This is a genomic window from Streptomyces sp. GMY02 (assembly GCF_019056675.1).
Lineage (GTDB): Bacteria > Actinomycetota > Actinomycetes > Streptomycetales > Streptomycetaceae > Streptomyces > Streptomyces odonnellii.
This window is the reverse complement of sequence record NZ_CP077658.1, coordinates 3,257,499-3,272,682: the sequence shown is the minus strand read 5'-3', so window position 1 is coordinate 3,272,682 and position 15,184 is coordinate 3,257,499. Positions and strand designations below refer to the sequence as shown.

The window sequence follows — 15,184 nt, the reverse complement described above, 5'->3', positions numbered from 1 at the left end:
ATGGTGGGAGCCCGATCAGTCGGGGCCTGCCCGCATCGGACGGGGCTCGGACGGGGCCCGATCAGTCGGGGGACTACGGGAGGCAGCGGTGAGGACAGCGACACTGGGACCCGCGGAGCGGGTCCAGGCGCTCGCGGCGATGGCCGAGCGGGAACTGGACGTACTGGTGGTGGGCGCGGGTGTGGTCGGGGCCGGGACCGCGCTCGACGCCGCGACCAGAGGTCTGTCGACCGGGCTGGTCGAGGCGCGCGACTGGGCGGCGGGCACGTCGAGCCGTTCCAGCAAGCTGATCCATGGCGGGCTGCGCTATCTGGAGATGCTCGACTTCGCGCTCGTACGGGAGGCGCTGAAGGAGCGGGGGCTGCTGCTGGAGAAGCTGGCGCCGCATCTCGTGAAGCCGGTGCCGTTTCTGTATCCCTTGCAGCACAAGGGCTGGGAGCGGCTCTACGCGGGCACGGGCGTCGCGCTGTACGACGCGATGTCGGTGTCGTCGGGGCATGGGCGCGGGCTGCCGGTGCACCGTCATCTCTCGCGCCGGCGCGCGCTGCGGGTGGCGCCCTGTCTGAAGAAGGACGCGCTGGTGGGGGCGTTGCAGTACTACGACGCGCAGATGGACGACGCGCGCTATGTGGCGACGCTGGTGCGCACGGCGGCGACGTATGGCGCCCAAGTGGCCTCGGGCGCGCGGGTCATCGGCTTTCTGCGGGAGGGCGAGCGGGTCGTCGGCGCGCGCGTGCAGGATGTCGAGGCCGGCGGGGAGTACGAGATCCGGGCCAAGCAGATCGTCAATGCCACCGGGGTGTGGACGGACGACACCCAGGGGCTGATCGCCGAGCGGGGGCAGTTCCATGTCCGCGCCTCCAAGGGGATTCATCTCGTCGTGCCCAAGGACCGGATCCACTCCTCGACCGGGCTGATCCTGCGGACCGAGAAGTCGGTGCTGTTCGTCATCCCCTGGGGCCGCCACTGGATCGTCGGCACCACCGACACCGACTGGGACCTGGACAAGTCCCATCCGGCGGCCTCCAGCGCCGATATCGACTATCTGCTGGAGCGGGTCAACTCCGTGCTGTCCGTTCCGCTGACGCGGGACGACGTCGAGGGGGTGTACGCCGGGCTGCGCCCGCTGCTCGCCGGGGAGTCGGACGCCACCAGCAAGCTCTCGCGCGAGCACACCGTCGCGCATCCGGTGCCCGGCATGGTGGTCGTCGCGGGCGGCAAGTACACGACGTACCGGGTGATGGCCAAGGACGCGGTGGACGAGGCGGTGCACGGCCTCGATCTGCGGGTGGCGGAGTGCGTCACGGAGGATGTGCCGCTGCTCGGTGCCGAGGGCTATCACGCCCTGTGGAACGCGCGGGCGAGGATGGCCGCGCGCACCGGTATCCATGTGGCGCGCGTGGAGCATCTCCTGAACCGGTACGGGACGCTGGTCGAGGAGCTGCTGGAGATGATCGCCGCCGATCCCGGTCTGGGCGAACCGCTGGGCGGGGCCGAGGACTATCTGCGCGCCGAGGTCGTGTACGCGGCCTCGCACGAAGGAGCGCGCCATCTCGAAGACGTGCTCACCCGGCGGACCCGCATCTCCATCGAGACCTTCGACCGGGGCACCCGCAGCGCCCGGGAATGCGCGGAGCTGATGGCGCCGGTGCTCGGCTGGGACAAGGACAAGATCGAACGGGAGGTGGAGTACTACGAGAAGAGGGTCGAGGCGGAGCGGGAGTCTCAGCGGCAGCCGGACGACCAGACGGCGGACGCGGCCCGGCTCGGCGCACCGGACATCGTGGCGATCTGACGTCCGGCCAACACCGGCGGGTATGCGCCAACACCCGTGCTCGCCGTGTCTTCACTCACTCCGTCCCCATCCGGCACACGCGCACCCAGCACATTTGTGTCAAGTACGAACAAGGCCATGATGTACCCAGGACCCGGGAGCGGCGGCGGTCCCGGGGTGAGGGACAATGAAGGCTCTGTCAGGGCGCGTTACGGCACCGCGCGGGCGGGCGGGCGGCAGTCGCGGGCCAAGGTCAGGGATCGCAGAGGGGACGCATGTCGGAGTCGGAGCAGTCGCGGGACACGGCGCGGGAGCCCCAGCGGGACAAGGAGAAGAGCGCCGGCAGCCCGGAGGGGCGTCTGCTCGCCGGCCGGTACCGGCTCACCGGGGTGCTCGGCCGTGGCGGGATGGGTACGGTCTGGCGGGCCCTGGACGAGACCCTCGGGCGCACGGTCGCGGTGAAGGAACTGCGCTTCCCCTCCAGCATCGACGAGGACGAGAAGCGCCGGCTCATCACGCGAACCCTGCGCGAGGCCAAGGCGATCGCGCGGATCCGCAACAACGGCGCGGTCACGGTCTTCGATGTCGTCGACGAGGACGACCGGCCCTGGATCGTCATGGAGCTGATCGAGGGCAAGTCGCTCGCCGAGGCGGTCCGCGAGGACGGCACGCTGACCCCGAGGCGCGCCGCCGAGGTGGGCCTGGCGATCCTCGACGTACTGCGCTCGGCACACCGCGAGGGCATCCTGCACCGCGATGTGAAGCCGTCCAATGTGCTGATCGCCGAGGACGGGCGCGTGGTGCTCACGGACTTCGGCATCGCCCAGGTCGAGGGCGACCCCTCGGTCACATCGACCGGGATGCTCGTCGGCGCCCCCTCGTACATCTCGCCGGAGCGCGCCCGCGGCCACAAGCCGGGGCCCGCCGCCGACCTCTGGTCGCTGGGCGGCCTGCTGTACGCGTCGGTGGAGGGCTGCCCGCCGTACGACAAGGGCTCCGCCATCGCCACCCTGACCGCGGTGATGACCGAGCCGCTCGACCCGCCGAAGAACGCGGGCCCGCTGGAGGAGGTCATCTACGGGCTGCTCGCCAAGGATCCGGCGCAGCGGCTCGACGACGCGGGCGCGCGGGCGCTGCTCAAGGAGATCATCGAGGCACCCGAGCCGGCCCCGGGGCTGCCCGAGCCGGGTCCCGACGCCACCCGGGTCGTACCGCTGCCGCCGCTGCCCGTGGAGGACAAGTCCGGCCGGACACAGGTGCGTTCGGCCGGCGACGCGAGCGCGGACCGGGCGGGTGCGGCGGCTGTCGGGGCGGGGGCGGCGCACCGTCCCGATCCCGCGCGGCCCGCGCCGCCGCGGGCGTCGCTCACCGATGTGGTGCCCCGGCGCACCCTGGTGATCATCGCGATCGTTGCCGCGGTGGCCCTGATCTCCACCGTCCTGACCGTCGCCCTGACCGGCGGCGACAGTCACACGGCCGACAACGGTTCGGACGGTACGGCGTCGTCGGCCGGTGCCGACGACGGCGCCAAGGGCTTGGACAAGGCGACGGGTCCGGACCAGGGCGCGGCCGAGAACGGCAAGGGGCAAGGGGAGACTCCGGCTTCGGCGGGAAAGGAGTCCGAGGATTCCGGTTCCGGTTCGGGCGCCGACACGTCGGGTGACTCCGGTGGTTCCGGCGGCTCGGGCGGTTCCGGTGGCTCCGGTGGTTCCGGCGGCAAGGAGGGCGGGGGCGGCGCTCTGCCCGCGGGGTACACCAAGGTCAGCGACGGGCGGTTCCGGTTCACGATGGCGATGCCCGAAGGGTTCAAGAGAACCGGCATAGCCGGGCAGAACTCCGGTGGCATATACAGCGCGAGCGGCGGATTCCCGCGCGTCCAGGTCGACTTCAACGACAGCCCGACCGATGACGCGGTGGCCGCCTGGCAGGGTCTTGAGTCCGCGGTCCGCGGCTCCAGCACCAACTACAAGCTTCTCGGTATCAAGAAGGTCGACTACAGGGGCTATCCCACCGTCGCCGACTGGAGCTTCGAGCGCGATCAGAACGGCCGGCGGATCAAGGTGCTCAACCGCGGCTTCAAGGTCGACGCGACGCATGGCTACTCGATCATGGTGAGTTGCAGGTCGAGCGAGTGGGACGGGCAGGAGTGCCGGACGCTGCGCGAGACGGCGTTCGCGACGTTCCGGCCGAAGGACTGACCAGGGGCCGAGGGGCCGCCCGGGGATCGACCAGGAACCTGTCGGGACTTCCGGGACTGACCGGCCGAAGGGACTGAACGGACCGCGGAATTCAGGCCGTTGTGGTGACCGTTTTCCGGGACCGGATGTAAACGTTCCGCAGCGGGTTGCCGCGACCCTGAGGCATGTTCGCCTGCGGCCACGTATCGTGAGAACCCGCGAACCGTACGCAGCCACAATGAGCCGGTAAACGACCGGAATTGGCGGTTTCGCGAGTCTCCGGGACCGGGAGACAGCGTGTTTGTGGGGGAGGCGTTGTGGACGACTACGCGGGGCGGGTGCTGGCCGACCGCTATCGCCTGCCGCTGCCGCCGTCCGACGAGTACGAACTCGTCGAGACCCGGGCGTTTGACACGTACAGCGGGCAGGAAGTCCTCGTCAGGCAAGTGCCGTTGCCGGAGGTCGTGGAGGCCGAGGTCGTCGACGCGGACGGATCCGCCGTACCGCGCCGGGTCCCCGGGCGGGCGCCGCGCAGAGCGAGCGATCCGGCGGTGCGACGGGCCATAGAGGCCGCGCAGAGCGCCGCGCAGATCCCGGACCATCCGCGGCTCGACCAGGTCTTCGACGTCTTCGCGGACGGCGGCTCGCTGTGGATAGTCAGTGAACTCGTCGCCGCCAGACCGCTGGCCGCGCTGCTCGCCGAGAAGCCGCTGAATCCGTTCCGCGCGGCCGAGATCGCGTCCGATGTGCTCACCGCCGTGCGGGTCGTGCACGCGCACGGCTGGACCCACCGGAACATCACCGTCCGTACGGTGCTCGTCTGCGACGACGGCCGGGTCGTGCTGACCGGGCTCGCGGCCGGCGCGGCGGAGGAGGCGCTCTGCGGATACGCGCCGGTGCCGGAGCCGCCGGACTCGGACGGGCCGGCCCCCGGCGTCGGCCCGGGACCCGAGTCGGTCTCCGGCCAGGGAACCGGCGGTACGGAACAGCTCGGGCAGCGCGAGCGGTTCGGCCCGTCGGACGGACTGCCGGGGCCCGAGACCCAGGACGCCACACGGGCGCTGGGATACGACCCGGGGCCGACGGCAGGGGTGCCAGGAGCGCCGGGCCGCCCCGCGCTGGGCACGGGCCACGCCGCGGAGAGCCCGTACGGCGACGGCACCTCGTCCGGTACGTCCGGCGCGATGCCGCGTCCGCACACCGGTACGCCCGGGATACCCGCTCCGTACGGAGGGCGTGCCGCCCTGCCCGGCGGGACCGCCTCGGGGGACATCCGGGCCGCGCGCGCCGGAGCGATCGCCGCGTACCGCGCGGGAGCGCGCGCCGCCGCGCGTGCCAGCGAGGACCAGCGCGGCGCCGCGGTGCCGCCGCTGCCGGAGCCCGGCACGGGCGGCGGCCTGGGGCCGCAAGGGCCGGAGAGCCCGCAGGGCCCGCAGGGCCCGCAGGAGCCGCCGCACGAGGGCGGCCGGGACCCGGACTGGTGGGCGCAGCCCCGCGCGTTCGAGGAGCAGGACCAGGACACCGACGAGGACGACGACCCGCCCACGCCGTACCGCGCGCAGCTTGCCGGCACCTGGCGCGACGGCCCGAACCAGTGGAACGACGCCTCGGGCTCCGTCCCCGCGGGCGGCAGCCCGTACGGCCCGAACTCCCCGGGCCCCTTCGTGTCGGGCACGACGGGCATCCCGTCCCAGGGCGGCGGTACGGACCGGCCGGGGCCCGCGGCCCCCGGCCAGGACCGGACCGAAGCGCCCCGGACGACCGGCCTCCCGGCCACGGGCGACCGCTGGGACTCCCCGTCGACGGCACCGGACGAGCCCGGTCCGGCCAGGCCGGGCGCCGACGCGCCCGCGCTTCCGCCCGGCGCGGGTGGTTCCGGTGCCAGTGGTTCCGGTGCGGTTGGCTCCGGCGAGGTGCCCGGACCCCGTGCCGCCGAGGGCAGTTGGGGTACGCCCCCGTCCGGCGACCCCTACGCAGCGGGCCGGCCCGCATCCTCGCCGACCGGCGCCGGCGGCGGGACGCCCCGTGCCGATGTCGTGGTCGCCCGCGGCGGTGAGAACCCCTACTCCGGGCCCGGATCCGGGGGCTGGGCTCCCGGCGGGTCCAGTGACGCACTGCGGGCCGACGCCCGGCGGGATGCCCGGCTGCCCGCCGTGGCCGGGCAGGGTGCCGGGGCCGGGCGGTGGGACGAGGTCGTGGCGAGTGCCGCCGTGCCCGCCTATCGCGGGCCCGCCACCCCCTCGCCGCCGAGCGCGCCCGGCAGGCCCGTATCGCCGTCGTCGGCGCGGTCACCGAGCGGTGGGCGCCCGAGCAGGCCGGGCCCGTCCATGAGAACTGGCAGCTCGCGCCGCCCATCGGACCCGCCACCGACCTCTGGGCGCTCGGCGCGCTGCTCTACCGCGCGGTGCAGGGGCACGCCCCGTACCCCGAGGAAAGCGCCATAGAGCTGGTCCAGCTCGTCTGCGCCGAGCCGCCCGCCTTCGCCGAGGAGTGCGGTCCGCTCCGTCCCGTCGTCGAGTCGCTGCTGCGTCAGGACCCGACCGAGCGGCCGGACTTCGAGGAGCTGCGCGGCTGGCTGCGGTCGCTGATCCGGTCGGCGCCCGAGCCGGAGGCCGGCCAGGATGTCGTACCGATACCGGCGGACGAGACGAAGCTGCCGATAAAGCGCCGCCGCGGCGAACTGGTGCGCAAGCGCTGGGGCCGCAAGGGCGACGCGGGGCGCCACCGCCACAAGAAGGGCAAGGAGCCGCGCAAGGACAAGGGTGTCGACGGCGGGCTCGACGAGCAGCGCCAGTATCAGCCCGAGCAGCCGCCCGAGCCCCGCCACCAGCAGCCCCGTGCCCACCCCCAGCCCCGTGCCCAGTCCCAGTCCCATGTCCAGTCCCACGCGCACCCGCGCTCGCACGAGTCCGAGGAGTCGTACGACCGGCTGGAGGGCATGCTGGACCGGGGGCAGGCGGGCGGCTCCGGACGGGGCGGCGGCGGTGGCCGGGGCCCGCGTTCCCTGGGCCGTGTCCTGCTGGTGCTGATACTGCTGCTGGTCGTCGGGGCGATCGTGTTCGCCGTGATGTTCATGCCCAAGGCCGATACGGGTCAGCAGGGTCAGAGCGTGGGCGAGGCGACCCCCGGCGCGTCCTCCGCGCCGGCGCCCCCGGACGACGGGGACCAGGACGGTACGCCCACGGACGAGGCGCCCTCCGACCCCGACGACTCGGCCCCGCCGGCCACCGGTCCGGCCGTCGAACTCGCCGAGGGATACGCGCTGCGCGACGACTCCGAGGGCTTCCGGATCGGGGTCGACAAGGACTGGCAGCGCCGGCCCATCAACGACAGCGGGCAAGTCCGCTATGTCGGCGGCGACTTCACCCTGATCGTGGTCCCCGGCCGGGACAGCGTCGCGGAGAACGGCGGCGACCCGGTGGCGTACCAGCGGGACAAGGAGCGCGAGCTCCAGCCGTTCCGGGACTCCTCCTGGGCCACGGCCTCCGGGGTGCGCAGGATCGACGTGGGCCGGCAGGCCATGGCCGAGGGCCAGTACACCTGGCAGGACAGCAGCGGGCGCGATGTCTTCGTACGGAACCTCGCGATGATTGTCGACGGCCGGTACCACATCATCCAGGTCATCGGTCCCGACAGCCAGCGTGACAAGGTCGACGAGATCTACCAACAGGCCACCACCGCCTACCGGGTGACCGGCTGAGCGGTCGCGGCCAGGGGCGCGGGCGGCCCGGTCGGACCGCCCGCGTCACAGTGCTGTTTCCGTGCGCCACCCGAGGTTCCGTGTCCGACCGTCACCTCCGTACTCTGTGGTGCCGAGGAACGGGGCAGGGAACGTGGATCAGTCACAGGGAACGGGCGCGGGCGCGGGCACAACCGCGGGCTCAGGGCCGGGGGCCGACCCAAGGGCGGGCTCGGGGGCCGGAACGGACGGAGGCCCGGGACCGGGTACGGGCAACGGCGCCGGGCTGGTGCTCGCAGGGCGTTACCGCCTCGCCGAGTCCATCGGCGCCGGCGGCATGGGCAAGGTCTGGCGCGCACACGACGAGGTCCTGCACCGGACCGTCGCCGTCAAGGAGTTGACCGCGGGACGTTATGTCTCCGAGGCCGACCGCGCCGTACTGCACCAGCGCACCCAGAAGGAGGCGCGGGCCGCGGCCCGGATCACCCACCCCGGAGTGGTCACGGTCCACGATGTCCTGGACCACGACGGCCGCCCGTGGATCGTCATGCAGTACGTCGACGGCCCCTCGCTCGCCGACACCGCGAAGCGGACCGGCCCGGTCCACTACCGCGAGGCCGCCAGGATCGGGATCGAGGTGCTCGGCGCCCTGCGGGCCGCCCACGCCGCCGGGGTGCTGCACCGCGATGTGAAGCCGGGCAATGTCCTGCTCGCGCGCGACGGCCGGGTGCTGCTCACGGACTTCGGCATCGCCGCGATAGAGGGCGATACGACGATCACCAGAACCGGTGAACTCGTCGGTTCCATCGACTATCTGGCGCCCGAGCGGGTACGGGGCGCCGACCCCGGCCCCGCCTCCGATCTGTGGTCACTGGGCGCGACGCTCTACTCGGCGGTGGAGGGCACCTCGCCGTTCCGCCGTACCTCGCCGCTCTCCACCATGCAGGCCGTGGTCGCGGAGGAACCGCCGCACCCCGCCCAGTCGGGCCCGCTGGCGCCGGTGATCACCGCGCTGCTGTGCAAGGACCCGGCGGCGCGGCCCGGGGTGACCGAGACCGAGCGGATGCTGCGCGCGGTGCTGGAGGGGCGGCGGCCCGACGAGGCGCAGGCGTACGTACCGACCCAGGCCGTGCCGTACGGGGAGCGGGGCTCGGCCACCGCGCAACTGCCCCCGTCCGCACAGATACCAGCACAGATACCCGCACCGGTACCCGCCGCGGCATCCGCCCCGGCACCCGTCAGCGCTCCGGGGCCGGGGAGCACCGTCCGGGTCCGTCCCGCCCGTCGTCGTCGCTGGCGTACGGCCGTCGTGGCCGTGGTCGCCGCGGCGGTCCTCGGCGGCGGCGCCGGTTTCGCCGCACTGAAGTTCGGCGGGAACGACGACGGCACGGACGGCGCGCGGGAGGGGGGCACCTCGAACGGACAGACGGCGGACGGCGGTACGGGTCAGAGCGGCGGTACGGGTCAGGGCGGGACCCCGGACGGCGGCACCTCGGAGGGCACGGCCGACGGCTCCATAACCGACGGCTGGGTACGTGTCGACGCCCCCGAGGGCTTCAGTCTCAGTGTCCCGCCCGGCTGGGAGCGCCAGATGGAGGGCGACCAGATCGACTTCACCCCGGACAACGGCCGCCATCTCATCCGGATCAGCATCAGCCCGCCCGACTTCGAGAACCCGTATCTGCACATGCAGAACATGGAGAAGACGCTTCAGTCGCTGCCGGAGTACACCCGGATCAAACTCGCTCCGGACACCTTCCGCGACCAGACGAACGCCGCGCTCTGGGAGTTCACCTGGACCGAGGCGGAGGGGCAGGGGCACCCTGGCCCGCGCCACGCGATCGACCAGATCTACTACTCGGACGACAACAGCACCGAGTATGCGATCTATATGTCCAGTCCTGAGGAAGACTGGGCCACGACGCGGAAGCAGTTCGACGCCGTGCTGCGGAGCTGGCAGCCGCCGGACGGCGATTCCGCCCAGTGAGCGGAAGGGGACGGTATTGCCCGACGACCGGCAGCCCGCGGACAGCGGTCAGCCCGTAGACAATCCCGACGATCCCATGGACGGCAGTCAGTCCCCGGACAGTCACCAGGTTTCATCCAGTCAGCAGCCCGGTCGGCAGCGCGATCGGCAGCCCGATCGGCAGAGCGGTCAGTGGATCGGGCAGCGGGTCGATCGGCCGCCCGGTCACCAGGCCTCGGACCATGTCCCCCGTCTGATCGCCGGGCGCTACCGGCTGGGCAGCAGGCTCGGCCGCGGCGGCATGGGTGTCGTATGGCGCGCCGACGACGAACTCCTGGGCCGGCGTGTGGCCGTCAAGGAACTCCATGCCGCGCACGACGGCGAAGGGGCCGCGACCCTGCGCGAGGCTCGTGCCGTCGCCCGGGTCAAACATCCGCATGTGGTCGTCGTCCATGACGTCGTCGTGGAGGAGGACGGCCGCCCGTACATCGTCATGGAACTGGTCGAGGGCGGTTCCCTCGCCGACCGGCTCTCGGCGCGGGGTCCCGTCGGTCCGGCCGAGGCGGCGCGGATCGGGCTCGCGCTGCTGGGCGCGCTGCGCGCCGCGCACGGTCTCGGGGTGCTGCACCGCGATCTCAAACCCGCCAATGTGCTGCTGGAGGAGGGCACCGGGCGGGTCGTGCTGACCGACTTCGGGATCGCGCGTCTGGTGGGCGCCACCACGATCACCGATCCGGGTTCGTTCGTGGGCTCGCCCGAATACACCGCGCCCGAGCGGGTACTGGACGGCGATGTCGCGGGACCGGCCTCCGACCTCTGGTCGCTCGGCGCGCTGCTGTGCGCGACGCTGAGCGGCGAATCGCCCTTCCACCGCGACTCCTTGGCCGGGGTGCTGCACGCGGTGGTGGAGGCCGAGATCCGGCCGCCCGGGGCCGCCGGGCCGCTGCTGCCCGTCGTACGGGGGCTGCTGGACCGGGATCCGGCGAGCAGGATGGACGCGGCGGAGGCGGAACGGCTGCTGCGCGCGTACCTCGCCACCGCCACGCACCCGGACTCCGAACCGCAGTCTCCGCAGTCTCCGCAGTCCCCGCAGCCACAGCAACATCAGCAGCTCCGCTGGCATCAGAAGTCCCGGCGATCCCAGAAGCCCCAGAAGTCCCGGAAGGCGCACCCCGGCCCGGAGCCCCGCCGCCCGGCCGACACCTTCGCCCCCGCCGTTTCCGACGCCCCGCGCGTCCGCCGCCGTACCGCCCTCGTCGCCTGGGCGGTGGTCGCCGCGCTGGCCGGCGGCGCCGTATCGGTCCTGCTGCTCAGGGAGGGCGGCGGGCAGGTGGACCGTACGGACGGGCGCCCCGGCCGTACGACCGCCTCCGGCGCCGGTACGGTCCCGGCCCCCGGCAGCACTCCGCCGGTCGGCACGGTACGGACGCCCGTCTCTCCGCCCGCTCCTGTCGGATATCGCGTCGTCAACGACCCGATGGGCTTCACCCTCGCCGTCCCCGACGGCTTCACCCGCTCCCACGACGGCGAACGGATCTTCTACATGTCGGCGGACGGCGCGTTCCGGATCGGCATCCGCTTCCGCGGCCCGGTCCCCGGCGGACCGCTCGCCGCCATGCGCCGCTCCGACGCCGACGGCCCGGACACCAACCCCGGCTACCACGACAGCAGTGTCACGGCCACCACCCACAATGGATTCCCGGCCGCGCTCTGGGAGTTCACCTGGAGCGGTTTCTCGCGGGCGGAGGGCGAGCGCCACACCTTCGACCTCTGCTGGGGCCAGGACGGACGGCTGTACGACGTGTGGGTGTCGGCTCCGCTGGGCCGGCTCGACATGGCGCGGGCCCATTTCGACACCGCCCTGGACTCCTTCGTACCCCCGCCGGCGGGTGTGCCGCTGCCCAGTCCGGTGCGCTGAGCGCCGTGCGCCCCGCACCGAGTACGCGCACTGTCACGGCTCTGCATCTGCTCCGCTTCCGCGGTGGCGACCGCGATCACTCTTCGTAAGGATGTGGGCATGACGAACAACGGGGGACGGGCGAACGAGCCGACCAGTTACGAACTCCAGCCGCCGAACGCCCCGCGGATCCCGCCGCAGAGCGCGGGCCCCGGCCACCCGGCAGGCCCCGGCCACCCGGCGGGCCCCGGCCATACCGCTGGCCCCGGGCACACCGTGGCCGATCCGGCGGTGGGGCGGCTGCTCGGCGGCCGTTACCGGCTGGTCTCCCGCCTCGGGCACGGCGGCATGGGTACGGTCTGGCGCGCGCACGACGAGGTCGTGGACCGGGACGTGGCGGTCAAGGAGCCACGCGTTCCGGACCACTTGAGCGACCGGGACCGGGACCGGGTCTATCTGCGGATGCAGCGCGAGGCCCGCTCCGCCGCCCGGATCGACCACCCCGCCGTCGTCACCATGCACGATGTGGTGATCGAGGACGACAAGCCGTGGATCGTGATGGAGCTGGTGCGCGGCCAGTCGCTCGCCGACCGGCTCCAGGAGGGCACCCTCGACCCGCGCGAGGCCGCCCGTATCGGAATCGACGTACTGGACGGCCTCACCGCCGCCCATGAACAGGGCGTGCTGCACCGCGACGTCAAGCCGGACAACGTCCTGCTGGGCCGCGGCGGCCGGGTCGTGCTGAGCGATTTCGGCATCGCCCAGACCGAGGGCGAGCAGGGGCTGACCGAGACCGGTTCGTTCGTCGGCTCGCCCGAGTTCATCGCGCCCGAACGTGTGCTGGGCCAGCGGCCGGGGCCCGAGTCGGACCTGTGGTCGCTGGGCGTGGTGCTGTACGCGGCGGTGGAGGGCATGTCCCCGTACCGCCGCTCCAACGTCCCCGCCACGCTTCAGGCCGTACTCTCCGCGGAACCGCAGATGCCCGCCCGCGGGTCCGGGCCGTTCGGCACGCTGGTGATGCAGTTGCTGCGCAAGGATCCGGCGGCGCGGCCGGACCCGGCGGAGATACGGGCCGTCCTGGACTCGGTGGCCCGGCCGCCGCACCCCGTGCCGGCCGCGACCCTGCTGTCCGGGGGCCCCGGCGCGGGCAGGCCGACCGGCGCCGCCGCCTGGGTGCCGCTCGTGCTGTACGGGAGCCGCGCGGCGCGGTACGGATTCGGTGGCGGGGTGCTCGCGGTGGCGCTGGCCCTGTTCCTGATCTTCGCCAGGCCGTTCGCGGGCGCCGAACTGCCCGAGGGCTGGGGCATCCGCCCGGAGAACGAGATCCTCGGCGCGAAGGTCGGCGTCCCCGACGAGTACAAGCGCACCCAGGACATCAGCGACACCGGCGTCACCTACCGCGACCCCAGCGGCGTGTTCTACATCTATCTGGAACGGGTCCAGCGAACTGCGGACAACACGGACGACATCCTGGCGCCGGAGGCGGACGTCTGGAAGTCGCACTACGAGCGCGGCGGCGACAACGGTACGGAGATCAAGGACGCCGAGGTCACCACCAAGAACGTCGAGCACCAGGGCCGGCCGGGCTTCGAGACGGTCGTCGACTACACGGCATACGGCGATTCGGACGACGACCCGATCCGCTACCGCTGGCACGAACTCGTCATCCCCGAGGAGAACAATGTCCATCTGCGGCTGCGGGTCGCGATGCCGGCGGAGGGCGCGGCCGTGACGGACGGCGAGGAACTGTACGGAAATGTGGTCGAGCACCTCGACATCGAGCAGGGGCAGGCCGAGCAGGGATAGGCACCGCCCGGCCGCTCAGGGGCCGGTGAAAAGGTGTTACCGACGGGTACCCAAAGTCCGGCACGCGGCCTACCCTCGGCCCCATGACGGACTCGCAGGCTCCCGCCGCCCACTCCGGCAGCGCCCCTGACCCGAAGGGCACCCCTGACACCCCTGGCAGCCCGGGCACCTCCGGCACCGGCCCCGCCCCCGGCACCCTCGGCACCAACCCGGTGGCCGCCGCCCCGGCCGGAGCGCGCACCGCGGCCGATGTGGTCACCCCCGAGGTGGTCGCCCGGCTCACCCACGGTGTCACCGGCTCCGGGCGTACCGCCGGCCACGCCCCCTTCACCGGGCAGAAGCTGGCCGACCTGCCCGAGTCCACCCCCGAGGACGTCGCCGCCGCCTTCGAGCGGGCCCGTACCGCCCAGCCCGGCTGGGCCGCCGTCCCCGTACGGCAGCGGGCCGCCGTCCTGCTCCGCTTCCACGATCTCGTCCTGGCCCGCCAGGCCGAGATCCTCGATCTGATCCAGCTCGAAACCGGCAAGGCCCGGTCGCACGCCCACGAAGAACTCCAGGGCGTCGCCGTCGCCGCCCGCCACTACGGGCGCTCGGCCCCCTCGTATCTGCGGCCGAAGCGCCACATGGGCGCGGTACCCGCCCTCACCAAGGTCACCGAGCTGCGCCAGCCGCGCGGGGTCGTCGGTCAGATCTCGCCCTGGAACTACCCGTTCGAGCTGTCCGTCAGCGACGCCCTGCCCGCGCTGGCCGCCGGCAACGCCGTGGTGCTGAAGCCCGACACCCAGACCGCCCTCACCGCGCTCTGGGGCCGTGACCTGCTGATCGAGGCGGGGCTGCCGCCCGAGGTCCTCCATGTGGTCCTCGGCGAGGGCCCGGTGATCGGCCCCGAGATCGTCAGGCACGCCGACTACGTGTCCTTCACCGGCTCGACCCGTACCGGCCGCGAGGTCGCGAAGGGCGCGGCGGACCGGCTCGTCGGCGTCTCGCTCGAACTGGGCGGCAAGAACGCCATGCTGGTCCTCGGGGACGCCGAGGTGGAGAAGGCGGCGGCGGGCGCGGTACGCGCCTGTTTCTCCTCTGCCGGGCAACTGTGCATATCCATCGAGCGGTTGTACGTCCATGAGTCGGTGGCCGATGTCTTCCTGGCGCGGTTCGCCGCCCGTACGAAGGCGATGCGGCTCGGCAACTCCCTGGCGTACGGCGCCGACATGGGCTCCCTCGCGGGCGAACGCCAGCTCGCCACGGTCGTACGTCATGTGGACGAGGCCGTCGCCAAGGGCGCCACGGTCCTCGCGGGCGGCACCGCCCGCCCCGACATCGGACCGTACTTCTACGAGCCGACCGTCCTCGAAGGCGTCGAGGCGCCGATGGCGGTGTGTACGGAGGAGACCTTCGGGCCGGTCGTGTCCGTCTACCGGTTCAGCGACGAGGACGAGGCGATCCGCCTCGCCAACGCCACACCGTACGGCCTCAACGCCAGCGTCTGGACCAGGGACGCCGCCCGTGGCCGCGCGGTGGCGGCCCGGCTGCGGGCGGGCACGGTCAATATCAACGAGGGGTACGCGGCGGCGTACGGCAGCGCGCGGTCGCCGATGGGCGGCATGAAGGACTCCGGGCTGGGGCGGCGGCACGGCGCCGAGGGCATCCTCAAGTACACCGAGGCCCAGACCGTCGCGCAGCAGCGGCTCCTGCCCATGGCGCCGTCCTTCGGGATGGACGACGAGAAGTACGCGGCCCTGATGAGCCGTGGTCTGCGGGCGATGAAGGCCCTGAGGCTGCGGTAGTTCCCGACGAGGAGAGCGAGAACGCGCCAGTGGCACAGGACGACGCCCGGGACGGAGACGGCTTCGACGACGCCTCCGACCCCGACGATGCCCGCGACTCC

6 protein-coding genes and 1 pseudogene are annotated in these 15,184 nt (G+C 72.9%); all 7 read left to right on the top strand.

The window, feature by feature from the left end:
* Window positions 1–88 precede the first annotated feature (88 nt).
* The gene (locus KQY30_RS13625; RefSeq protein ID WP_217307061.1) at window positions 89–1,795 is read left to right on the top strand and encodes a glycerol-3-phosphate dehydrogenase/oxidase; all 1,707 of its coding nucleotides are present in this window, start codon (window positions 89–91) and stop codon (window positions 1,793–1,795) included.
* A gap of 254 nt (window positions 1,796–2,049) precedes the next feature.
* Window positions 2,050–3,972 carry a serine/threonine-protein kinase gene (locus KQY30_RS13620; protein ID WP_217307060.1) on the top strand — a complete coding sequence of 641 codons (1,923 nt, stop codon included), beginning with the start codon at window positions 2,050–2,052 and terminating at the stop codon, window positions 3,970–3,972.
* 296 nt (window positions 3,973–4,268) lie between these two features.
* A pseudogene (locus tag KQY30_RS37420) lies at window positions 4,269–7,651 on the top strand (serine/threonine protein kinase).
* Between the two features lie 268 nt (window positions 7,652–7,919).
* Entirely contained in the window at window positions 7,920–9,617 is a 1,698-nt protein-coding gene (locus KQY30_RS13610; RefSeq protein ID WP_302185364.1) for a serine/threonine-protein kinase, read from the top strand.
* Window positions 9,618–9,849: 232 nt separating this feature from the next.
* Complete coding sequence (locus KQY30_RS13605; protein WP_217311039.1) at window positions 9,850–11,514, top strand: serine/threonine-protein kinase; 1,665 nt, start codon at window positions 9,850–9,852, stop codon at window positions 11,512–11,514.
* Window positions 11,515–11,613: 99 nt separating this feature from the next.
* A complete protein-coding gene (locus KQY30_RS13600) occupies window positions 11,614–13,299 on the top strand; it encodes a serine/threonine-protein kinase (protein WP_217307059.1) in 1,686 nt (561 codons plus the stop codon).
* A gap of 83 nt (window positions 13,300–13,382) precedes the next feature.
* Window positions 13,383–15,083 (top strand): succinic semialdehyde dehydrogenase, encoded by a 1,701-nt coding sequence (locus KQY30_RS13595; RefSeq protein WP_217307058.1) that lies wholly within the window; start codon window positions 13,383–13,385, stop codon window positions 15,081–15,083.
* The last annotated feature ends 101 nt before the right edge of the window (window positions 15,084–15,184 follow it).

Coding starts and splice junctions, on each gene's coding strand:
- KQY30_RS13595 (WP_217307058.1), top strand. CDS start 13,383: ATGACGGACTCGCAGGCTCCCGCCGCCCACTCCGGCAGCGCCCCTGAC.
- KQY30_RS13600 (WP_217307059.1), top strand. CDS start 11,614: ATGACGAACAACGGGGGACGGGCGAACGAGCCGACCAGTTACGAACTC.
- KQY30_RS13620 (WP_217307060.1), top strand. CDS start 2,050: ATGTCGGAGTCGGAGCAGTCGCGGGACACGGCGCGGGAGCCCCAGCGG.